13 protein-coding genes are annotated in these 17,403 nt (G+C 65.2%); 3 read left to right on the top strand and 10 right to left on the bottom strand.

The genetic code is table 11. From position 1 onward, the window contains the following. Nucleotides 1-2: 2 nt before the first annotated feature. From fdhF to K6G35_RS02725, 3 genes are all read right to left on the bottom strand, one after another. Complete coding sequence (gene fdhF, locus K6G35_RS02735; RefSeq protein ID WP_035881429.1) at nucleotides 3-2,876, bottom strand: formate dehydrogenase subunit alpha; 2,874 nt, start codon at nucleotides 2,874-2,876, stop codon at nucleotides 3-5. Nucleotides 2,877-2,964: 88 nt separating this feature from the next. Continuing rightward, nucleotides 2,965-4,521 (bottom strand): formate dehydrogenase beta subunit, encoded by a 1,557-nt coding sequence (locus K6G35_RS02730; protein ID WP_495676054.1) that lies wholly within the window; start codon nucleotides 4,519-4,521, stop codon nucleotides 2,965-2,967. Next, on the bottom strand, nucleotides 4,518-5,027 hold the full coding sequence (locus tag K6G35_RS02725) for a formate dehydrogenase subunit gamma (RefSeq protein ID WP_008640940.1): 510 nt from the start codon (nucleotides 5,025-5,027) through the stop codon (nucleotides 4,518-4,520). The genes K6G35_RS02730 and K6G35_RS02725 overlap by 4 nt, the downstream gene beginning before the upstream one ends. A 143-nt stretch (nucleotides 5,028-5,170) precedes the next feature. Between K6G35_RS02725 and K6G35_RS02720 the strand changes: the two genes are divergently transcribed. Further along, a complete protein-coding gene (locus K6G35_RS02720; RefSeq protein ID WP_029308395.1) occupies nucleotides 5,171-6,262 on the top strand; it encodes a substrate-binding domain-containing protein in 1,092 nt (363 codons plus the stop codon). A gap of 51 nt (nucleotides 6,263-6,313) precedes the next feature. On the opposite strand, the gene K6G35_RS02715 is transcribed toward K6G35_RS02720, so the two are convergent. From K6G35_RS02715 to K6G35_RS02700, 4 genes are all read right to left on the bottom strand, one after another. Beyond that, the gene (locus K6G35_RS02715) at nucleotides 6,314-8,050 is read right to left on the bottom strand and encodes a M30 family zinc metallopeptidase (protein ID WP_495676053.1); all 1,737 of its coding nucleotides are present in this window, start codon (nucleotides 8,048-8,050) and stop codon (nucleotides 6,314-6,316) included. A 207-nt stretch (nucleotides 8,051-8,257) separates the two neighbouring features. Continuing rightward, the gene (gene ppk2, locus K6G35_RS02710) at nucleotides 8,258-9,208 is read right to left on the bottom strand and encodes a polyphosphate kinase 2 (RefSeq protein ID WP_008640944.1); all 951 of its coding nucleotides are present in this window, start codon (nucleotides 9,206-9,208) and stop codon (nucleotides 8,258-8,260) included. 94 nt (nucleotides 9,209-9,302) lie between these two features. Then, complete coding sequence (locus K6G35_RS02705) at nucleotides 9,303-10,343, bottom strand: transporter (RefSeq protein WP_495676052.1); 1,041 nt, start codon at nucleotides 10,341-10,343, stop codon at nucleotides 9,303-9,305. A gap of 68 nt (nucleotides 10,344-10,411) precedes the next feature. Then, on the bottom strand, nucleotides 10,412-11,956 hold the full coding sequence (locus tag K6G35_RS02700; protein ID WP_186425993.1) for a sigma-54 interaction domain-containing protein: 1,545 nt from the start codon (nucleotides 11,954-11,956) through the stop codon (nucleotides 10,412-10,414). A 234-nt stretch (nucleotides 11,957-12,190) separates the two neighbouring features. Here K6G35_RS02700 and K6G35_RS02695 point away from each other — a divergent pair, with 234 nt between their 5' ends. Both K6G35_RS02695 and K6G35_RS02690 read left to right on the top strand, forming a co-directional pair. Then, nucleotides 12,191-13,582, top strand: coding sequence for a GntP family permease (locus K6G35_RS02695; protein WP_008640947.1), 1,392 nt, complete (start codon nucleotides 12,191-12,193; stop codon nucleotides 13,580-13,582). A gap of 9 nt (nucleotides 13,583-13,591) precedes the next feature. Then, the gene (locus K6G35_RS02690; protein WP_008640948.1) at nucleotides 13,592-14,368 is read left to right on the top strand and encodes a 3-hydroxybutyrate dehydrogenase; all 777 of its coding nucleotides are present in this window, start codon (nucleotides 13,592-13,594) and stop codon (nucleotides 14,366-14,368) included. Between the two features lie 66 nt (nucleotides 14,369-14,434). Here the strand turns inward: K6G35_RS02690 and K6G35_RS02685 are convergent, their stop codons facing one another. The 3 genes from K6G35_RS02685 to K6G35_RS02675 are packed head-to-tail and all read right to left on the bottom strand — an operon-like array spanning nucleotide 14,435 to nucleotide 17,249. Beyond that, a complete protein-coding gene (locus K6G35_RS02685) occupies nucleotides 14,435-15,532 on the bottom strand; it encodes a Zn-dependent alcohol dehydrogenase (protein WP_008640950.1) in 1,098 nt (365 codons plus the stop codon). A 32-nt stretch (nucleotides 15,533-15,564) separates the two neighbouring features. Further along, nucleotides 15,565-16,233 carry a TetR/AcrR family transcriptional regulator gene (locus K6G35_RS02680; protein WP_008640951.1) on the bottom strand — a complete coding sequence of 223 codons (669 nt, stop codon included), beginning with the start codon at nucleotides 16,231-16,233 and terminating at the stop codon, nucleotides 15,565-15,567. After that, nucleotides 16,230-17,249, bottom strand: a complete 1,020-nt coding sequence (locus tag K6G35_RS02675; protein WP_495676051.1) for a 2Fe-2S iron-sulfur cluster-binding protein — start codon at nucleotides 17,247-17,249, stop codon at nucleotides 16,230-16,232. The genes K6G35_RS02680 and K6G35_RS02675 overlap by 4 nt, the downstream gene beginning before the upstream one ends. Nucleotides 17,250-17,403: the final 154 nt, after the last annotated feature.

The following is a 17,403-nucleotide window of genomic DNA, read 5'->3' as shown; positions in this document are numbered from 1 at the left end:
GTTCATCGCGTCGGTGCGGGCTCGCCGGCCGCGCGCAGGTGTGCCAGCTGTTCCTCGTTGAAGGCATGGTAGTTGCGCTGCCACGTGGAGGGCTGCGCCACCGGCATCACCTGCACGGCCGTCACCTTGTACTCCGGGCAATTGGTGGCCCAGTCCGAGTTGTCGGTCGTGATCACGTTGGCGCCGGACTCGGGGAAGTGGAACGTCGTGTAGACCACGCCGGGCTGCATCCGCTCGCTGACGATCGCTCGCAGCACGGTTTCACCGGCACGGCTCTGAATCCCGACCCAGTCGCCATCCTTGATCCCGCGTTCCTCCGCATCGTGCGGATGGATCTCAAGCCGGTCCTCGTCGTGCCAATGCACGTTGTGCGTGCGCCGTGTCTGCGCGCCAACGTTGTATTGGGACAGGATGCGCCCCGTAGTCAGAATCAGCGGGTACTTCCGGTTGACCTTTTCGCTGGTCGGCACGTACTTTGTGATGATGAACTTGCCCTTGCCGCGCACGAAGGTGTCCACGTGCATGGTCGGTGTGCCCTCCGGGGCCTCGGCATTGCACGGCCACTGGATACTGCCAAGTTCCTCGAGCTTCTTGTAGCTGACACCCGCGAACGTGGGCGTGAGGCGCGCAATCTCGTCCATGATCTCGGACGGATGGTTGTAGTGCATCGGATAGCCGAGCGCGTTCGACAGCAGGATCGTTGCCTCCCAGTCCGAGTAACCGGCCTTCGGCGGCATCACCTTGCGCACGCGCGAGATCCGGCGCTCCGCGTTGGTGAACGTACCGTCCTTCTCCAGGAACGACGAACCCGGCAGGAACACGTGCGCGTACTTGGCGGTTTCGTTCAGGAAGATATCCTGCACGACGATGCACTCCATCGACGACAGCGCTTCGGCCACGTGCTGCGTATTCGGGTCGGACTGGACAATGTCCTCGCCCTGGCAGTACAGACCCCGGAACGATCCGGTGATTGCCGCTTCGAACATGTTCGGAATACGCAGACCGGGCTCGGGGTTGATCTCGACATTCCACGCGGCCTCGAAGCTGCCGCGCACCGTCGAGTCCGACACATGACGATAGCCCGGCAGTTCATGCGGGAACGAGCCGATATCGCACGACCCCTGCACGTTGTTCTGGCCGCGCAGCGGATTGACGCCCACGCCTTCGCGACCGATGTTGCCGGTGGCCATGGCCAGATTGGCGATGCCCATCACCGTGGTCGAGCCCTGCGCATGTTCGGTCACACCCAGGCCGTAATAGATCGCGGCGTTGCCGCCAGTGGCGTAGAGGCGGGCCGCGCCGCGCAGTTGTTCGGCCGGCACGCCGGTCTCCGCTTCGAGTGCCTCAGGCGAGTTCTCGGACAATGCGACGAAATCGCGCCATTGCTGGAACGCGCGGTCCTCGCAACGCTCGGCGATGAATTGCTCGGCCAGCAGCCCCTCCGTGACGATCACGTGCGCGATCGACGTCACCACCGCCACATTGGTACCGGGACGCAACTGCAGGTGATAGTCGGCGCGGATATGCGGCGATTCCACCAGGTCGATGCGGCGCGGGTCCACCACGATCAGCCTGGCCCCGGCGCGCAGGCGACGCTTCATGCGCGAGGCGAACACCGGGTGCCCATCGGTCGGATTGGCGCCGATAACCATGATCACGTCGGCCTTGGCCACCGAGCGAAACGTCTGCGTGCCAGCCGATTCGCCGATGGTCGTCTTCAGGCCGTAGCCGGTGGGCGAATGGCAGACGCGTGCGCAGGTGTCGACGTTGTTGTTGCCGAACGCGGCTCGCACGAGCTTCTGCACCAGATAGCCTTCCTCGTTGGTGCAGCGCGACGAAACGATACCGCCGATCGAATCCTTGCCGTGCTCCGCCTGGATGCGCCGGAACTGCGAGGCCGCGTATCCGATCGCCTCTTCCCACGACACTTCCCTCCACGGGTCGGTGATCCTGGCGCGAATCATCGGCTTCAGGATGCGGTCCTTGTGCGTGGCATAGCCCCACGCGAAACGGCCCTTCACGCAGGCATGGCCCTCGTTGGCGGCGCCGTCCTTGTAAGGCACCATCCGCACGACCTCGTTGCCCTTCATCTCGGCCTTGAACGAGCAGCCCACGCCGCAGTACGCGCACGTGGTGATCTTGCTGTGGGATGCCTGGCCCAGCTGGATCACCGACGTTTCCGTCAGGGTGGCGGTGGGGCACGCCTGAACGCAGGCGCCACACGACACGCAGTCCGACTCCATGAACGGCTGGCTGGTGCCGGCCGCCACACGCGAATCAAAGCCCCGGCCGCTGATCGTCAGCGCGAACGTGCCTTGCGTCTCCTCGCAGGCACGCACGCAGCGATTGCAGACGATGCACTTGGACGGGTCATACGTGAAGTACGGATTCGATTCGTCCTTGGCCAGATGCGTGTGCGTGGCGATCGGCGGGGCAGTGCCGGCGCCATCGTTGTATCGCACTTCGCGCAGGCCCACCACGCCGGCCATGTCCTGCAACTCGCAGTTGCCGTTGGTCGGGCAGGTCAGGCAGTCGAGCGGGTGATCGGAGATATAGAGTTCCATCACGCCCCGGCGCAGATCGCCGAGCTTCTCGCTTTGTGTGCGCACCTTCATTCCTGCTTCGACGGGCGTGGTGCACGAAGCCGGATAGCCGCGCCGGCCTTCGATCTCCACCAGGCACAGGCGGCACGATCCAAATGCCTTCAGCGAATCGGTGGCGCAGAGCTTCGGCACGCCCACGCCCGCCTCGGCGGCGGCGCGCATCACGGAGGTGCCAGCTGGCACGGTGACGGATACCCCGTCGATTTCCAGCGTAACCTGCGTTTCGGCGTCGCTGGCCGGGGTACCGTAGTCGAAATCGTCTCGAGCGTTCAAGGGATGTCTCCCGTCTTTCACTGCTGTGAGGTCGCGCGCTCCTGAGGAGCGCGTCGTGCTTTTTCTGATTGCCGCGCTCAGGCCGCGTTCAGGCTGCCTTCGCAGCCTTGCCCGACAGGCCGAAGTCTTCCGGAAACTCGTCCAATGCGGACAGTACCGGGTACGGCGTCATGCTGCCCATCGCGCAAAGCGATCCGTTGACCATCGTGTCGCAAAGATCGCGCACCAGCGCCACGTGCTTCACGGGCTGGTCGCCGGCGATGATGCGGTCCATCACCTCGACGCCGCGCGTGGACCCGATCCGGCATGGCGTGCACTTGCCGCACGACTCGATCGCGCAGAACTCCATTGCGTAGCGCGCCATCTTCGCCATGTCCACAGTCTCGTCGAACACCACGATGCCGCCGTGCCCCACTACCGCGCCGAACGCCGCGTACGCCTCGTAGTCGATCGGTGTATCGAAGCGTGAGTCGGGCAGGTAGGCGCCGAGCGGCCCGCCCACCTGCACCGCGCGGATTGCACGTCCGCTGCGCGTGCCGCCGCCATAGTCGAGCATCAGCTCGCGCAGCGTCACGCCGAACGCCTTCTCGACCAGACCACCCTGGCGGATGTTGCCGGCCAGCTGGAACGGCAGCGTGCCGCGCGACCGGCCCATGCCGAAGTCCTGATAGAACTTCGCGCCGCGCGCGAGAATCACCGGCACGGTGGCCAGGGAGATCACATTGTTGATGACGGTAGGCTTGCCGAACAGCCCCTCCAGCGCAGGCAGTGGAGGCTTGGCGCGCACCACGCCGCGCTTGCCTTCCAGGCTTTCGAGCAGCGCGGTTTCCTCCCCGCAGACGTAGGCGCCGGCACCCTTGCGCACTTCCAGCTGGAAGCGGCGGCCGCTGCCGCGAATGTCGTCGCCAAGCCAGCCGGCACGCGTGGCGATCTCGATCGCTGCCGCCGTCGCGGCAATCGCGTGCGGATACTCGGATCGCGTGTAGATGTAGCCCTGCTCTGCCCCGACGGCCAGACCCGCGATCACCATGCCCTCGATCAGCATGAACGGATCGTCCTCCATCACCATGCGGTCGGAGAATGTGCCCGAGTCGCCCTCGTCGGCATTGCACACCACGTACTTGACGTCGGACCTGGCGCCGAGCACGGTCTTCCATTTGATGCCGGTCGGGAACGCTGCGCCGCCACGGCCGCGCAGGCCAGAATCGATGACCTCCTGCACGATCTCCGCGGGCGTCATCGACAGCGCGCGGGTCAGCCCAACGAAGCCCTCGTGCGCGATGTAGTCGTCAAGCGACAAGGGGTCGGTAATGCCGACGCGCATGAACGTCAGCCGCTCCTGCTTCTTCAGGAACGGAATCTCGGCAGTCGCGCCGTGGCTCAGCGCATGGCTGCCGCCGTGGAGGAATCCCGCGTCGAACAGCACGGACACATCGTCCTCGGTGACCGGGCCATACGCCACCCGGCCCGCATCGGTCTGCACCTCGACGAGCGGTTCCAGCCAGAACAGCCCGCGCGAGCCGTTGCGCACGATGCGCACATCCACGCCGCGCTTTTCCGCCTCGCGCGCGATGGCCTGCGCCACTTCATCTGCGCCCAGCGCCAATGCGGTGGAGTCGCGGGGTACGAAGATCGTCGTGCTCATGCCTGGGCCTCCTCGCGCTCGCGGACTGCGTCGATCAGCTTGTCGAATCGCTGCGTGTCGACGCGCCCATGCAAACGATCGCCGATTGTCATCGCCGGGCCGCAGGCGCACTGGCCGAGGCAATAGACCGGCTCGAGCGTGAACTGGCCATCCGCGGTGGTCTCGTGGAAGTCGCACCCGAGTGCCTTGCGCGCATGGGCGGCAAGCGCATCGGCGCCGACGGACTGGCAAGCCTCGGCGCGGCAGATCTGCACCACGGTACGGCCGGCCGGCCGCTCGCGGAAGTGGTGATAGAACGTGATCACGCCATGGACCTCTGCGCGCGACAGGTTGAGCGCGCGCGCGATGACCGGTACCGCATCGGCCGGAATGAAACCCTGGCTGACCTGGATGTCGTGCAGGATCGGCAGCAGCGCGCCTGGCATGTCGCGCCGGGCGGCCACGATGCGTGCGACGGCGTCGGCAACGCCCGCGGCGTCACCGCCGGTGGGGATGGTATCTGGCATGAACTGTGTCTCCGTACCGTTTTGCGGCGCCCACCGATATCGGCTTTTTTCTACATATTTGGTGGCACCGAAGCTGGCTTTTTTGCCGCTTTGTGCGACTATAGGATCGTGGTTTGCCCCGTTCAATATGCTATTTTCCGCATATGCTCCGCATTTCGATCCACCCCCATCTGCAGATTCGCGACGACACGGCCCGGACACCGGCGCCAGCGCTCGACGTATCGCGGCTCGTGGCGTTGCTCGGCCATATCGAGGCCACCGGCAATATCGCCCAGTCGGCGGAAGCGGTGTCGTTGTCATATCGCTACGCCTGGGGAATCCTGCGCGATGCGGAAACCCTGTTCGGCGGCGCGCTGATCGCCAAGACACGCGGGCGCGGATCGGTGCTGACGCCGCTGGCGCAGCAACTCGTCTGGGCCAGCAAGCGCATTGCCGCGCGGCTGTCGCCCACGCTGGAAAGCCTGGCCTCGGAACTCGAGATCGAACTCAAGAAGCTGATGGCCGAGTCCGACCCGGCCGTGCGCATCCATGCCAGCCACGGATTCGCGGTGGCCGCGCTGCGCGATTTTCTCGATGAACAGAAGGTGCGGCACGACCTGAAGTACTGCGGCAGCCTGGAAGCCGCCGCCGCGCTGGCCGAAGGCGCCTGCGACATCGCCGGCTTCCACGTGCCGATCGGCGAGTTCGAGGAAGAGACACTGCGGCGATTCACGCGCCTGCTGCATCCGCAAACCCACTGCCTGATTCACCTGGCCACGCGCGCGCAGGGGTTGTTCGTGCGGCCGGGCAACCCGCTCAATGTGTTGACGCTGGAAGACCTGGTGCGACCCGACGTGCGGTTCGTCAATCGCCAGATGGGCTCCGGCACCCGGTTGCTGCTGGACCTGATGCTCGCAAGGCGCGGCATCGACAGCAGCCGCATCGAAGGCTTCAACAACGGCGAGTTCACCCACGCCGCGGTGGCCGCGTATATCGGCAGCGGCATGGCCGACGTGGGCTTCGGCGTGGAGACGGCCGCGCGCCGCTTCGGGCTGGAGTTCGTGCCGGTGCTCAAGGAGCGCTACTTCTTCGCCATCGAGACGAAGGCGCTGCAGAACCCGGCGCTGACGGGAGCGGTGAACGCGATGAAGAGCGGGAGTTTCCGGGAGCGCGTCAATGCGTTGCCCGGCTACGATGGCGAGATGACCGGACTGGTGCAGTCATTCGAGGAAGCGTTTCCGGGAATGCTGCCGTAGGCGCGTGGCGGGGAAATCCCATCCACGCGCCTGACGCGCCTGACTCCCGAATCAATACACCACGACCGACAGCGCCGCACCCGCCGGCACGCGCACCTTGTCGCTGTACACGCCGTTGCTGTCGCTACGCGCAGCCGCGTAAGTGCCATAGCCCTGCAGGAAAATTGGGGCGATGGCCGGCAGTTTTCGCAGCGCCGCATACGCCGGCAGCGACGGATCGATCTGTGGCAGCACATACGTGCCATCCGTCCGGCCCGGGTAGCCAAATCCGGTGGGCGCCGACGCTGCCGGCAACGCGGCGGTCGTGGTCACTTTCCAGTTCAGCAGGGCCTGCTCGAACGTCCAGCCCGGTCGTGCCGCGCGAATCGCCTGATCGAGCACGGTCTTCGAATCCGCCGTGGCGCGCGTCAGCAGATCCTTGTAGAACGCCAGGCCAAGCTGGCGATCGAGGAAGCCGCCAAGACTGCCGGACACCGAATAGCTTTCGCACGACGCGCCAAATCCCGTGAACTGCAGCACGTTGCAGTTATAGGCGCCATAGCGATAGAAGTCCGGCAGGCGCAGATCGCGGATGGGGTTGTACGTCGGGTCGATATCGTGACTCTGGAAGTCCTCCATCTGCATCGCCGTCATTTCCTCCAGCCACGTGTCGTAGGCATACGCAGCCCCCATGCTGACCTGACGGCGATAGAAGTTCTGCATGTGCGTGCCTTCGTGCGCCATGACCGTCTTGACCGATTGCAAGCCCGATGCACCGCCGAGAGACAGGGTCTCGCTGTCCAGGTAAAGCGAGATCGCCTCGTTGCTGTTCTGTGCGCTGCTCTTCAGGAAGTTGTGCATGCTCCAGAAGTAGCCGACCGTACCGAACGGCTGACCGTCGCGGTTGAAATTGAGAATGACGATGTCCAGCGGCTGGCCATCGGGCAACATCGTGCCGCCGTAGCTGTTTGGTCCCCAGACCGGGCCGCCGATATTGACGAGCTTGTCGTAGATGCCACCGCTGTTCGCAAATGCAGCGGCCAGACCGTCGACCATCGCCTGCGTGATGTTCCCCGCGGTGAACTCGGCGTCCTCGACCCAGAAGTTGACTCGCACATTGCCCGGGGCCGTCACCTGCGTGCGCAACGTGGCCGGACGCGTGGTCTTGTCGGTGTGATACCAGCTCTTCTGCGCACCCACTGCCAGACCGACCGTCGCGGACAGCGGCGCGGACACGCCCATCGTGCTCAGCCGTGGCGCCGGCCCGTTCTGGAGGGTGTCCACCCAGCCCGCGCGGTTGTACTCGCCGATGGCGCGCTGCGTGGCTTCGGCGTCCGAGACCACGCTCAATGCCTGGGGCGACAGCATATCCGCCGCCACACTCGACGAGACCGAGGCCGGCATGGCGACCAACATGCTTGACAGGTTGGTCAGCATCAGCGAGATCGACCGTCCGGCCACGCCGGAGATGGCGTACTGGACGTCCATGTCGCTGCTACCCGGAGCGCGACCCCAGATACCGGCACCGGCGCCCGCATAGCTGCTGGCGGAGGCCGCGCCGCAGCCGCTGCACGACTGGTCAAGGCCGGTGACCAGCAGCGGCGCAGGCGTAGCGGGGGGCGTCGTCGTGGTGGTAGTGGTAGTGGTGGTCGCGGTGGCAGAGGGCGTGGCGGTGGGGCCAGACCCACCATCGCCACCGCCGCCACAGGCTGCCAGTGCCAGCACACCCATCGCTGCCAGCCCCGCCCAGCCAGAAACACGCGGAAAGGGTCGTACGCACGCGGACGCGCGTGCCAGGTTTTGACGCATCAAGGGGACTCCCGAGGAAAAGTAGACGGTCCCCAGTGATGCCGACGCGCGCTTGCGCGTCGTCCCCGGGGTCACCCTTGGATATCGACGCGCCCATGGCTGCGCTTGAGACCCGAATCACCCCGGTGCAGCGCAAGATTTGCGTTAACGCAGGGTATCGATCATCTCGGGAGCGCCGCGACCGGGGTCCGGCCGCGGCGTCCGGTGTCAGTAGATTTCCGGCACGATCATGTTGCCCGGCACGGGATGCCGCACGTAATCGGCATGGCGCTCCCGCTCGGGCAGGAGGACGCTCTGCTGTTGCGGCTCCACGTACGGCATCTGCTGCAGCAAGTGATGGATGCAGTTCAGGCGCGCGCGCTTCTTGTCGACCGCCTGCACCACCCACCACGGCGCCTCGTCGATGTGCGTGCGCTCGAGCATCACTTCCTTGGCGCGCGTGTACTCTTCCCAGCGACGGCGTGACTCCAGATCCATCGGGCTCAGCTTCCACTGCTTGAGCGGATCGTGGATGCGGCTCAGGAAGCGCAGATGCTGCTCGTCGTCCGTGATCGAGAACCAGTACTTGATGACCTGGATACCAGAGCGCACGAGCATGCGTTCGAACTCAGGCACCGAGCGGAAGAACTCCTCATACTGCTCGTCGGTGCAGAAACCCATGACGCGCTCGACGCCCGCGCGGTTGTACCAGCTACGGTCGAACAGCACCATTTCGCCGGCAGCCGGCAGATGCGACACGTAACGCTGGAAGTACCACTGCGTGCGCTCGCGATCGTTCGGCGCCGGCAGCGCGGCCACGCGGCAGACACGCGGATTGAGGCGTTGCGTGATCCGCTTGATCACACCACCCTTGCCCGCTGCATCGCGCCCCTCGAAGAGGATAACGACCTTGTGGCCGGTTTCCACCACCCAGCTCTGCAGCTTGACCAGTTCGCCCTGCAGGCGGAACAGTTCACGGAAATAGCGATGGCGTTCGGCGCGCTCGATATCGTCGCCGTTGAGGTTGCTGTTGTCCCCCGGGCCACCAATATCGCCATCCAGCACACGCTGGACCAGTCCCGGGTCACGATCTTCGAGTTCGAGTTCGAGCTCTTCGTCATAGTAATCCGCCACTTCCTGGTGGATGCGGCGGATCAGCGCCTCGTCGTTGTAATCCATGGCTTTCCTCCATCACGTACGCCGGACTGACGTACGGCTGTGCGCCGGAAATCGTACGCTTTCAGTGTGGCACTTGCATGAATCGACTGCCAGCCTACTCGGCCTGCTTGCGGAACGCCCAGCGCCCGGCCAGCACCGTGAAGCTGGCCACCAGCACCACAAGCACCCAGAAGCCGTGCGGATGATCCGCTAGCGGAATGCCGCCCACGTTCATGCCGAAGAAGCCAGCCACGATGTTGATCGGCAGCGCCAGTACGGTGACCAGCGTCAGCGTGAACAGCGTGCGGTTGGTCTGTTCGTTGAGCTTGGCGGCGATCTCTTCCTGCAGCAGCTTGATCCGCTCCACCAGCGCGGCAAGGTCGTTCAGCACCAGCGAGAACTCTTCGGTCGACTCGCGCAGCTCGCGCAAGTCACCTTCGAGCAGCCACGCCGGCGGACGGTTCAGCAGGCGGAACAACGCGCCGGGCTCCGGCGCCAGCAGGCGCTGCAGTCGCACCAGACCACGACGCATCGCGCCCAGGTCCGCGCGGTTCGAGTGCAGCCGCTGGGACAACAACTGGTCCTCGATCTGGTCGACATTGATACCGGTCTCGCGCACGATCTGCACGAGCACGTCGGCCTGATCGCGCAGCAGGTGCACCACCAGATCCAGCGGCGAGCGGAATGGCTCGCCCCTGCGCACCGCGGCGCGCAGGCGGTCCACCGACCGCAGTGGCCGTGCGCGGGCCGTCACCAGCAGCCGGTGATCGGCATGGGCCCACAGCGTGGAAATGTCAGTGGAGACCACGCCGAAGTTGTAGATCACATCGTTGACCACGGCCAGCAGCGCATCGTCCTGGCGCTCGATACGTGTCGAATGCGAGCCCTGCCGCAGCGCTTCGAAGAAGTCTTCTGGCAGGCCGAGCTGGCCTTTCATCCAGCGCTCGCAGGCGCTGTGGGACAGGTTGAAGTGAAGCCAGAGAAACGACTGGTCGTGGCGTGCCGTGGTCGGCGCGGCATTGCCGTTCTGACGCAGCCAGGCCGCCGCGCCTGTCGAGTCGATCTCCCGCAAGGGCTGCCCCGGTTCGAACAAGAAACCGCTGACCAGACCGACCGGATCTGACCCGTAGCCCGACTCGACAATGCCCGATTGCATGAAGACTCCCGTGGATCGAAATAACTGTGTGACGCGCGACGTTAGCATGGCGCCGTGACGCCCCGGAACTACCTGGCCTTTCCGGCCGCCAGCTTCTTGTAGAACGCCGCGCGGCTGAGCCCGATGCGGGCGGCGGCCTCGGCTACGCGGCCTCCGCAGGCGTCCAGCGCCTGATGCAGGAAGGCCGCTTCGAACTGCGCCATGGCGTCGGCATAGGATTGCGCGGGCACCGCGGTCTGAACGCCGGGGACGTGGGCGATGGCCACGTCTGCTGCCACCTCCGGCGGCACGGGTGTCTCCGGAATCACTGTCGTCGGACGGCGTGCGGATTCCGGTGCCGATTGAGGGCCCGCATGGACGGCGGACGGCACGCGCCCCAGCCCAAGCAGCGGCGCCAGTGTCGCGGCGTCGATCGCATCCTCGTCGCACAGCATCACCACACGCTCCAGCACATTGCGCAGTTCGCGCACGTTGCCCGGCCAGTCGTACTCGCCGAGCAGCTTCAATGCGTCCGCGCCCAGCCCCATCGGCTGCCGGGCCGCCTTGATGCAGAGTTCCTCGATCATTGCGTAGGCCATCGGCACCAGATCGCCCAGTCGCTCCCGCAGCGGCGGCAGGTCGATGGTCAGCACGTTGAGCCGGTAGTAGAGGTCCGGGCGGAACCTGCCTGCCGCCACCAGCCCCGGCAGGTCGGCGGACGTGGCAGCGATGATGCGCACATCGGATCGCACGATCCGGTTGGAGCCAAGTGGTTCGAACTCTCGATCCTGGAGCGCGCGCAGCAACTTGCTCTGCAGCGCGAGCGGCATGTCGCCGATTTCATCGAGAAACAGCGTCCCGCCATCGGCCAGTTCGAACTTGCCGACGCGGCCTTTGCGGTCGACGCCGGTATAGGCACCCGGCGCGGCGCCAAAGAACTCCACTTCGAGCAACGTGTCGGGAATCGCCGAGACATTGACGGTCACGAGCGGCTTTTCGGCACGCGCCGAACCCGCGTGAATGCCGTGCGCCAGCAGCTCCTTACCGGTGCCGGTCTCGCCGAGCAGCAGCACTGGCGATTCCACCTGGGCCGCCCGGCGCGCCTGACGCTTGACCTCCTGCGCCGCCCGGCTGGTACCGACGAAGCTCGCGAAGGTGTACTTGGCGCGACGCGCCTGATCCAGCGATCGCCGCGCGGCAGCCAGTTCGGCCTGCACCCGCGCGTAATGGGCATAGATCGGCGTGAGGGCCTTGAGTTCGTCGAACAGTGCGAAGCCCACGCCGCCGATGGTCCGACCCTCGTCGTCCTTGATCGGCAGGCGGGTGACGATCATCGGCTCGCGCCCTGTCTCCAGGATGTCCAGCAGGATCGGCTTGCCGGTTGTTACGACCTCGCGCATCAGGCTGTGCGGGATCACCTGCTCGCAATCAAGCCCGATCGCGTCCTGCGGATTACTGAAGCCAAAACGCGCCGCGTAGCGCTTGTTGATCCACACCACGCGTGCCTGGTCGTCCACGACGAAAGTCCCCTCGCTGAAATTCTCGAAGGTGCGGAAAAGCGACTCCATGGCCCGCCGCGCGACATCGTCGTAGTCGAGCAGCAGCGCGCCGCCCGGTTCGGCGATCTTGTGCATGTTCTCGTTTTCGATTCTCGATTTGGAGACGCGCAGTGTCTCATATTGGAGACTTATAGGTCTCCCGGGAGAACCCGACATCTCCATCGGGAGACATTCTCCATCAAACCGTCATGAATATGCCGTATAGATAACTTATAGCGTGGGCATGGAACGTGCTGAACAAGCGGCCCCCAAAAGTTGCCCCTTGCGCCACATCCAGGGGGTATCCAATAACAAGTCTTCGGAGACCTCATGTCTTTCGTCATCGTGCTCGCCGCCCTGGCGTTCCTGATGTTCGCCGCCTATCGCGGCTACAGCGTCATCCTGTTCGCACCGATCGCCGCGCTAGGCGCAGTGCTGCTGACCGACCCGTCGGCCGTCGCGCCTGTGTTTTCCGGCATCTTCATGGAGAAGATGGTCGGCTTCGTGAAGCTCTACTTCCCGGTGTTCATGCTGGGTGCCGTGTTCGGCAAGGTCATCGAGCTTTCGGGCTTCTCCGAGTCGATCGTCGCCGCGGCGATCCGCTATATCGGCCGCTCGCGCGCCAATGCCGTGATCGTGGCGGTCTGCGCACTGCTGACCTACGGCGGCGTGTCGCTGTTCGTGGTGGTGTTCGCGGTCTACCCGTTCGCCGCCGAGCTCTATCGCCAGAGCAATATCCCGAAGCGCCTGATGCCGGGCGCCATCGCACTGGGCGCGTTCTCGTTCACGATGGATTCGCTGCCGGGCACGCCGCAGATCCAGAACATCATCCCGACCACGTTCTTCAAGACCACCTCGTGGGCCGCGCCCGTGCTGGGCGTGGCGGGCTCGCTGTTCATCATCATCGTTGGCCTGTCGTACCTGGAGTGGCGCCGCCGCGTGGCCGCCGCCAATGGCGAGGGCTACGGCACCAACCTGCTGAACGAACCGCAACGTGTGGAAGGCGGCAAGCTGCCGCCGCCGCTGCTGGCCATCCTGCCGCTGATCGTGGTGGGGGTGTCCAACTTCTGGCTCACGCGCATGATTCCGCTCTGGTATGGCGAGGCCAACAGCGTGTCGCTGCCCGGTCTGGCCAAGCCGGTGGAAACCAAGATCGCCAGCGTGACCGCGATCTGGGCCGTGGAAGCCGCGCTGCTGCTCGGCATCGTAGTGGTGCTCGTGACGGCATTCGGCGCGGTGCGCTCGCGCTTTGCCGAAGGTACCAGGAGCGCCGTGTCCGGTGCGCTGCTGGCCTCGATGAACACCGCATCGGAATACGGCTTCGGCGGCGTGATCGCCGCGCTGCCGGGCTTCCTGGTGGTGAGCGATGGGCTGCGCAGCATTCCCAATCCGCTGGTCAATGCGGCGGTGTCGGTCAGCACGCTGGCGGGTATCACGGGGTCGGCGTCGGGCGGCATGAGCATCGCGCTGGCCGCCATGTCGGACGTCTTCATCCAGGGCGCGCACGCCGCCCAGATTCCGCTGGAAGTCCTGCACCGCGTGGTGTCGATGGCCAGCGGCGGCATGGACACGCTGCCGCATAACGGCGCGGTAATCACGCTGCTGGCGGTCACCGGCCTGACGCATCGCCAGTCGTATCGCGACATCTTCGCAATCACGATGATCAAGACGATGGCGGTGTTCTTCGTCATCTTCGTGTTCTACGCTACCGGTCTGGTCTAAGGAGCGGCAATGGTCAATCTGCAAGGCAAGACCGCGCTGGTCACCGGCTCCACCAGCGGCATCGGACTGGGCATCGCCGAAGCGCTGGGCCGCGCTGGCGCGAACATCGTGCTGAACGGCTTCGGCGATGTCGACGCGGCGCACGCCACAATTGCGGCGACTGGCGCGCAATTGGCCCATCATCCGGCGGACATGCGCAAGCCCGATGAGATCGAAGCGATGATCGCCATGGCACGGGATCGCTTTGGCGCCGTGGACGTGCTGGTCAACAACGCCGGCATCCAGCATGTGGCGCAGGTAGAGGACTTCCCCGCGCAGAAGTGGGACGACATCCTTGCCATCAACCTGACGTCGAGCTTCCACACAACCCGGCACGTGGTTCCCGCGATGCGAGCCCGTAACTGGGGTCGTATCGTCAATATCGCGTCGGTGCACGGGCTCGTCGGCTCAGCCGGCAAGTCCGCCTACGTGGCGGCCAAGCATGGTCTCGTCGGGCTGACCAAGGTCACCGCGCTGGAAACGGCCGGTACCGGCATCACCTGCAACGCGATCTGTCCCGGCTTTGTGCTGACGCCGCTGGTAGCGGCGCAAATCGATGCGATCGCGAAGCGAGACGGCATTTCGTTGGAAGCGGCTCAGGCACGGCTGCTGTCGGACAAGCAACCCTCGGGGCAGTTCGTCACGCCGGAGCAGTTGGGCAATCTGGTGCTGATGCTCTGTTCGCCGTTCGGCGATCAGGTGCGCGGCGCAGCCTGGGCCATGGACGGCGGCTGGACCGCGCAATAGCTGTAGCAGTTAGGACACCGCGCGCCACGCCGCATCCGGCATGGCGCGCGGCAGATGGGCGGCCTCTTACAGCCCGCCTACGCCAGGGAACGTGATCACGCTTCGCGCCACACTTCCCGACTGCATCGCGATGAACCCCTCATTGATGTCCTCCAGCGAGATCCGCTGCGAAATCAGATCGTCGAGCAGCAGCTTGCCCTGCATGTACAACTCGACCAGTCGAGGGATATCCAGACTCAGGCGGTTCGAACCCATGAACGAGCCCTGGATGCGCTTCTCTTTCAGGAAGTCGAGTGCGGGCAGTTCGATCCTCGCATCAGGACGGAACAGGCCGATCACCGTCGCCGTGCCACCGGGGGCCAGCATCGCGTAGCACTGCTCGGCGGTCTGCTTCAGGCCGATGCATTCGAAGGCGAATTCGGCACCGCCGCCGGTCAGTTGCATCACCTGCGCTACCGGGTCTCCATCGCCCGCATTGACGACGTCGGTCGCCCCGAACTTGCGAGCCAGTTCCAGCTTGGCAGGCAGCATGTCCACGGCGATCACACGCGACGCGCCGGCAATCGCCGCGCCGTTGATCACGGAGAGCCCGACGCCGCCGCAACCGACCACCACCACGGTGCTGCCCGGCGGCACCTTCGCGCTGTGGAAAACCGCACCCGTGCCAGTAATGACCGCGCAGCCGAGCAACGCCGCGCGATCGAGCGGCATATCGTCACGAATCTTCACCAGCGCGTTCTCGTGCACGAGGATCTCTTCGGCGAAACCGGAAAGATTGAATACCTGGCTGAGCGGATTTCCCGCCAGGCGCAGACGGTTGGCCTTGCCCGGCGGAAGCTTCACCTCCGGGTTCTGGCACAGCACCTGGCGGCCCGCCGCGCATACCGAGCAGTGGCCGCAATAGACCGACAGGCAGCCCACCACATGATCGCCCGCCTTCAGTCCGGATACCTGCGAGCCAACGGCCTCCACCACACCCGACACCTCGTGCCCAAGCACGGCAGGCAGCGGTAGCGGATAGGTGCCCTGCATCATGTGAAGATCGCTATGGCACAACCCCACGGCCGCCGTTCGCACCCGCACCTCGCGCGGACCCGGTTCGGCAATGGCAACGTCATGGATCACGAGCGGCGCGCCTGCTTTTTCCATCACTGCGGCTTTCATCTTCTGTGTCTCCTTGGTTGAATCAACTTGCTTCACGGAGCCGGGACGTGCGGCGGCCCGGCCAGATAGCGTTGCAGCATCGCGGCAAGGCGAGGCTCGAGCGCCGCGTCCTCCATGCCGATGCCATGCGGCACTTCCAGCGCGATGCTCGTGAGGGTACTGACCACCAGCCGGATCGCCATCCGGATCTCGTCCTCGGCCCAGTCGCGCCCTTCCGCGCGCAGATGGCCGGACAGGCAGGGCACCATCACATCGAGAATGCGCTGGTTGGCATCGCGAATGGGCCCCCATAACGGTCCACCGCTGGCGGCATGTCGCAGGTAGGCCGCGAACACACCAGCATATGAGCGGAAGGTGGCAACGTAGAACGCGATGATGCGTGCGCAGATGGCATCAGCCGGTCCGTCATGCCAGACCGGGTCTTGCGCCATCTGCGCATCGAGCCCGGCCCGGAGTTCGGTCAGCATATCCTCGAGCACCAGCGCGCAAAAGGTCTCCTTGTCGCGAAAGCGTGTGTAGAACGCGCCAACCGACGTGGAGGCCGCCTGGGTCAGCTCGGCCAGCGAGAAGCCGGTCAGGCTGCCGGATGCGTTGATCAACCCTCGCCCCGCCGTAAGCATGGCCCGCAGGGAGGCCTCGCTGCGCTCCTGGCGCGGCGTGCGCAAACCTTCCACGGTCTGCATCGGAATGATCGGATTCATACGTCGTAGGTGATGATCAATGATCGATCGTGACGCGGACGCGCCTGGCACGCCAGTATCCAGCCGGCGGCAAGTTCGTCGGGACTGAACACGTCGTTGTGCGCGTGGGCGACTTCGCCATCGAGGCATTTTGCCGCGCACGATCCGCAGTAGCCTTCCTCGCACGCGTACGGCACATCGAGCCCGGCCTCCAGCATGGCCTGCAGGAGCGACTGGCCGCCCTCCACCCGCACCGTATGCTGTTCGCCCTTGATCGTCACGCGCGCATCGCATGAGGCCATCGCTGCCGTGGCGGTAACCGCGGCGCTGGCGACCACGGGCGCCGCATCGAAACGCTCCAGGTGCACACGCCCACCCGCCACGCCGGCTTCGCCCGCGGCCTGCTGAATCATGGCCATGAACGGCGCGGGACCGCAAAGATAAAGGTGGAAGTCCGCATTGCGCCGCAGCATTTGTCCGAGGGTCTGCGCGTCGGGGGTGCCGTGTTCGTCATCGTAGTGCCACCGGACCGCGAGCCGTTCCGGATGGTCCGCCACCAGCCTGGCGATGGCCTGCCCGAAGATAACGCTCGCGGCATCACGATTTGCATAGAAGAGTGTGATGTGGCGCGTGGTGGTGGCTAGCGCGGAGCGAATCATCGACAGGACGGGCGTGATGCCACTACCCGCCGCGCAGAACACCAGCGGCGCCGCGCCATCGTCACACACGAAGCGCCCGGTGGGCTCGCTCACTTCCAGCACGCTGCCGGGGCCGACGTGCGCGTGGAACCAGTTCGACACTCTGCCTCGCGCGACCCGCTTTACCGTCACTACCGGTAGCCCAAGGGACTCCGGAGCACTGGACAGCGAGTAGCTACGCATCAGGGTTTCCCCGCCGACGTCCACCCGGAAGGTCAAATGCTGCCCCGCACGATAACGAAACGCGCCGCGCAGCGGCTCGGGTATCGCAAGCGCGAACGAACGTGCGTCTTCGGTCTCCGCAACCACATCGGCAACGGTCAGGCGATGGAACTGCATCCGCGTCTCCTCGTTCTGCGGAACCTGTATCGGCTCCTTGCATTAATCAGAAACAGAATTATTCTTCTGTTTATAGTCGGAAGCCCCCGCAAGAACAAGGCCGATCTTCCCGGCTCCGGCGCAGCAGGTCACGATGATCGGCCAAACCCCAAGG

It is taken from the genome of Cupriavidus sp. HY129, assembly GCF_059492215.1.
This window is presented reverse-complemented; position numbering and strand designations above follow the sequence as displayed.

Bases quoted from the DNA above. Each gene is read 5' to 3' on its own strand.
- ppk2 (WP_008640944.1), bottom strand. From the start codon at position 9,208: ATGGATTACAACGACGAGGCGCTGATCCGCCGCATCCACCAGGAAGTG.
- K6G35_RS02725 (WP_008640940.1), bottom strand. From the start codon at position 5,027: ATGCCAGATACCATCCCCACCGGCGGTGACGCCGCGGGCGTTGCCGAC.
- K6G35_RS02685 (WP_008640950.1), bottom strand. From the start codon at position 15,532: ATGAAAGCCGCAGTGATGGAAAAAGCAGGCGCGCCGCTCGTGATCCAT.
- K6G35_RS02675 (WP_495676051.1), bottom strand. From the start codon at position 17,249: ATGCAGTTCCATCGCCTGACCGTTGCCGATGTGGTTGCGGAGACCGAA.
- K6G35_RS02715 (WP_495676053.1), bottom strand. From the start codon at position 8,050: ATGCGTCAAAACCTGGCACGCGCGTCCGCGTGCGTACGACCCTTTCCG.
- K6G35_RS02720 (WP_029308395.1), top strand. From the start codon at position 5,171: ATGCTCCGCATTTCGATCCACCCCCATCTGCAGATTCGCGACGACACG.
- K6G35_RS02690 (WP_008640948.1), top strand. From the start codon at position 13,592: ATGGTCAATCTGCAAGGCAAGACCGCGCTGGTCACCGGCTCCACCAGC.
- K6G35_RS02680 (WP_008640951.1), bottom strand. From the start codon at position 16,233: ATGAATCCGATCATTCCGATGCAGACCGTGGAAGGTTTGCGCACGCCG.
- K6G35_RS02700 (WP_186425993.1), bottom strand. From the start codon at position 11,956: ATGCACAAGATCGCCGAACCGGGCGGCGCGCTGCTGCTCGACTACGAC.
- K6G35_RS02705 (WP_495676052.1), bottom strand. From the start codon at position 10,343: ATGCAATCGGGCATTGTCGAGTCGGGCTACGGGTCAGATCCGGTCGGT.
- K6G35_RS02730 (WP_495676054.1), bottom strand. From the start codon at position 4,521: ATGAGCACGACGATCTTCGTACCCCGCGACTCCACCGCATTGGCGCTG.
- K6G35_RS02695 (WP_008640947.1), top strand. From the start codon at position 12,191: ATGTCTTTCGTCATCGTGCTCGCCGCCCTGGCGTTCCTGATGTTCGCC.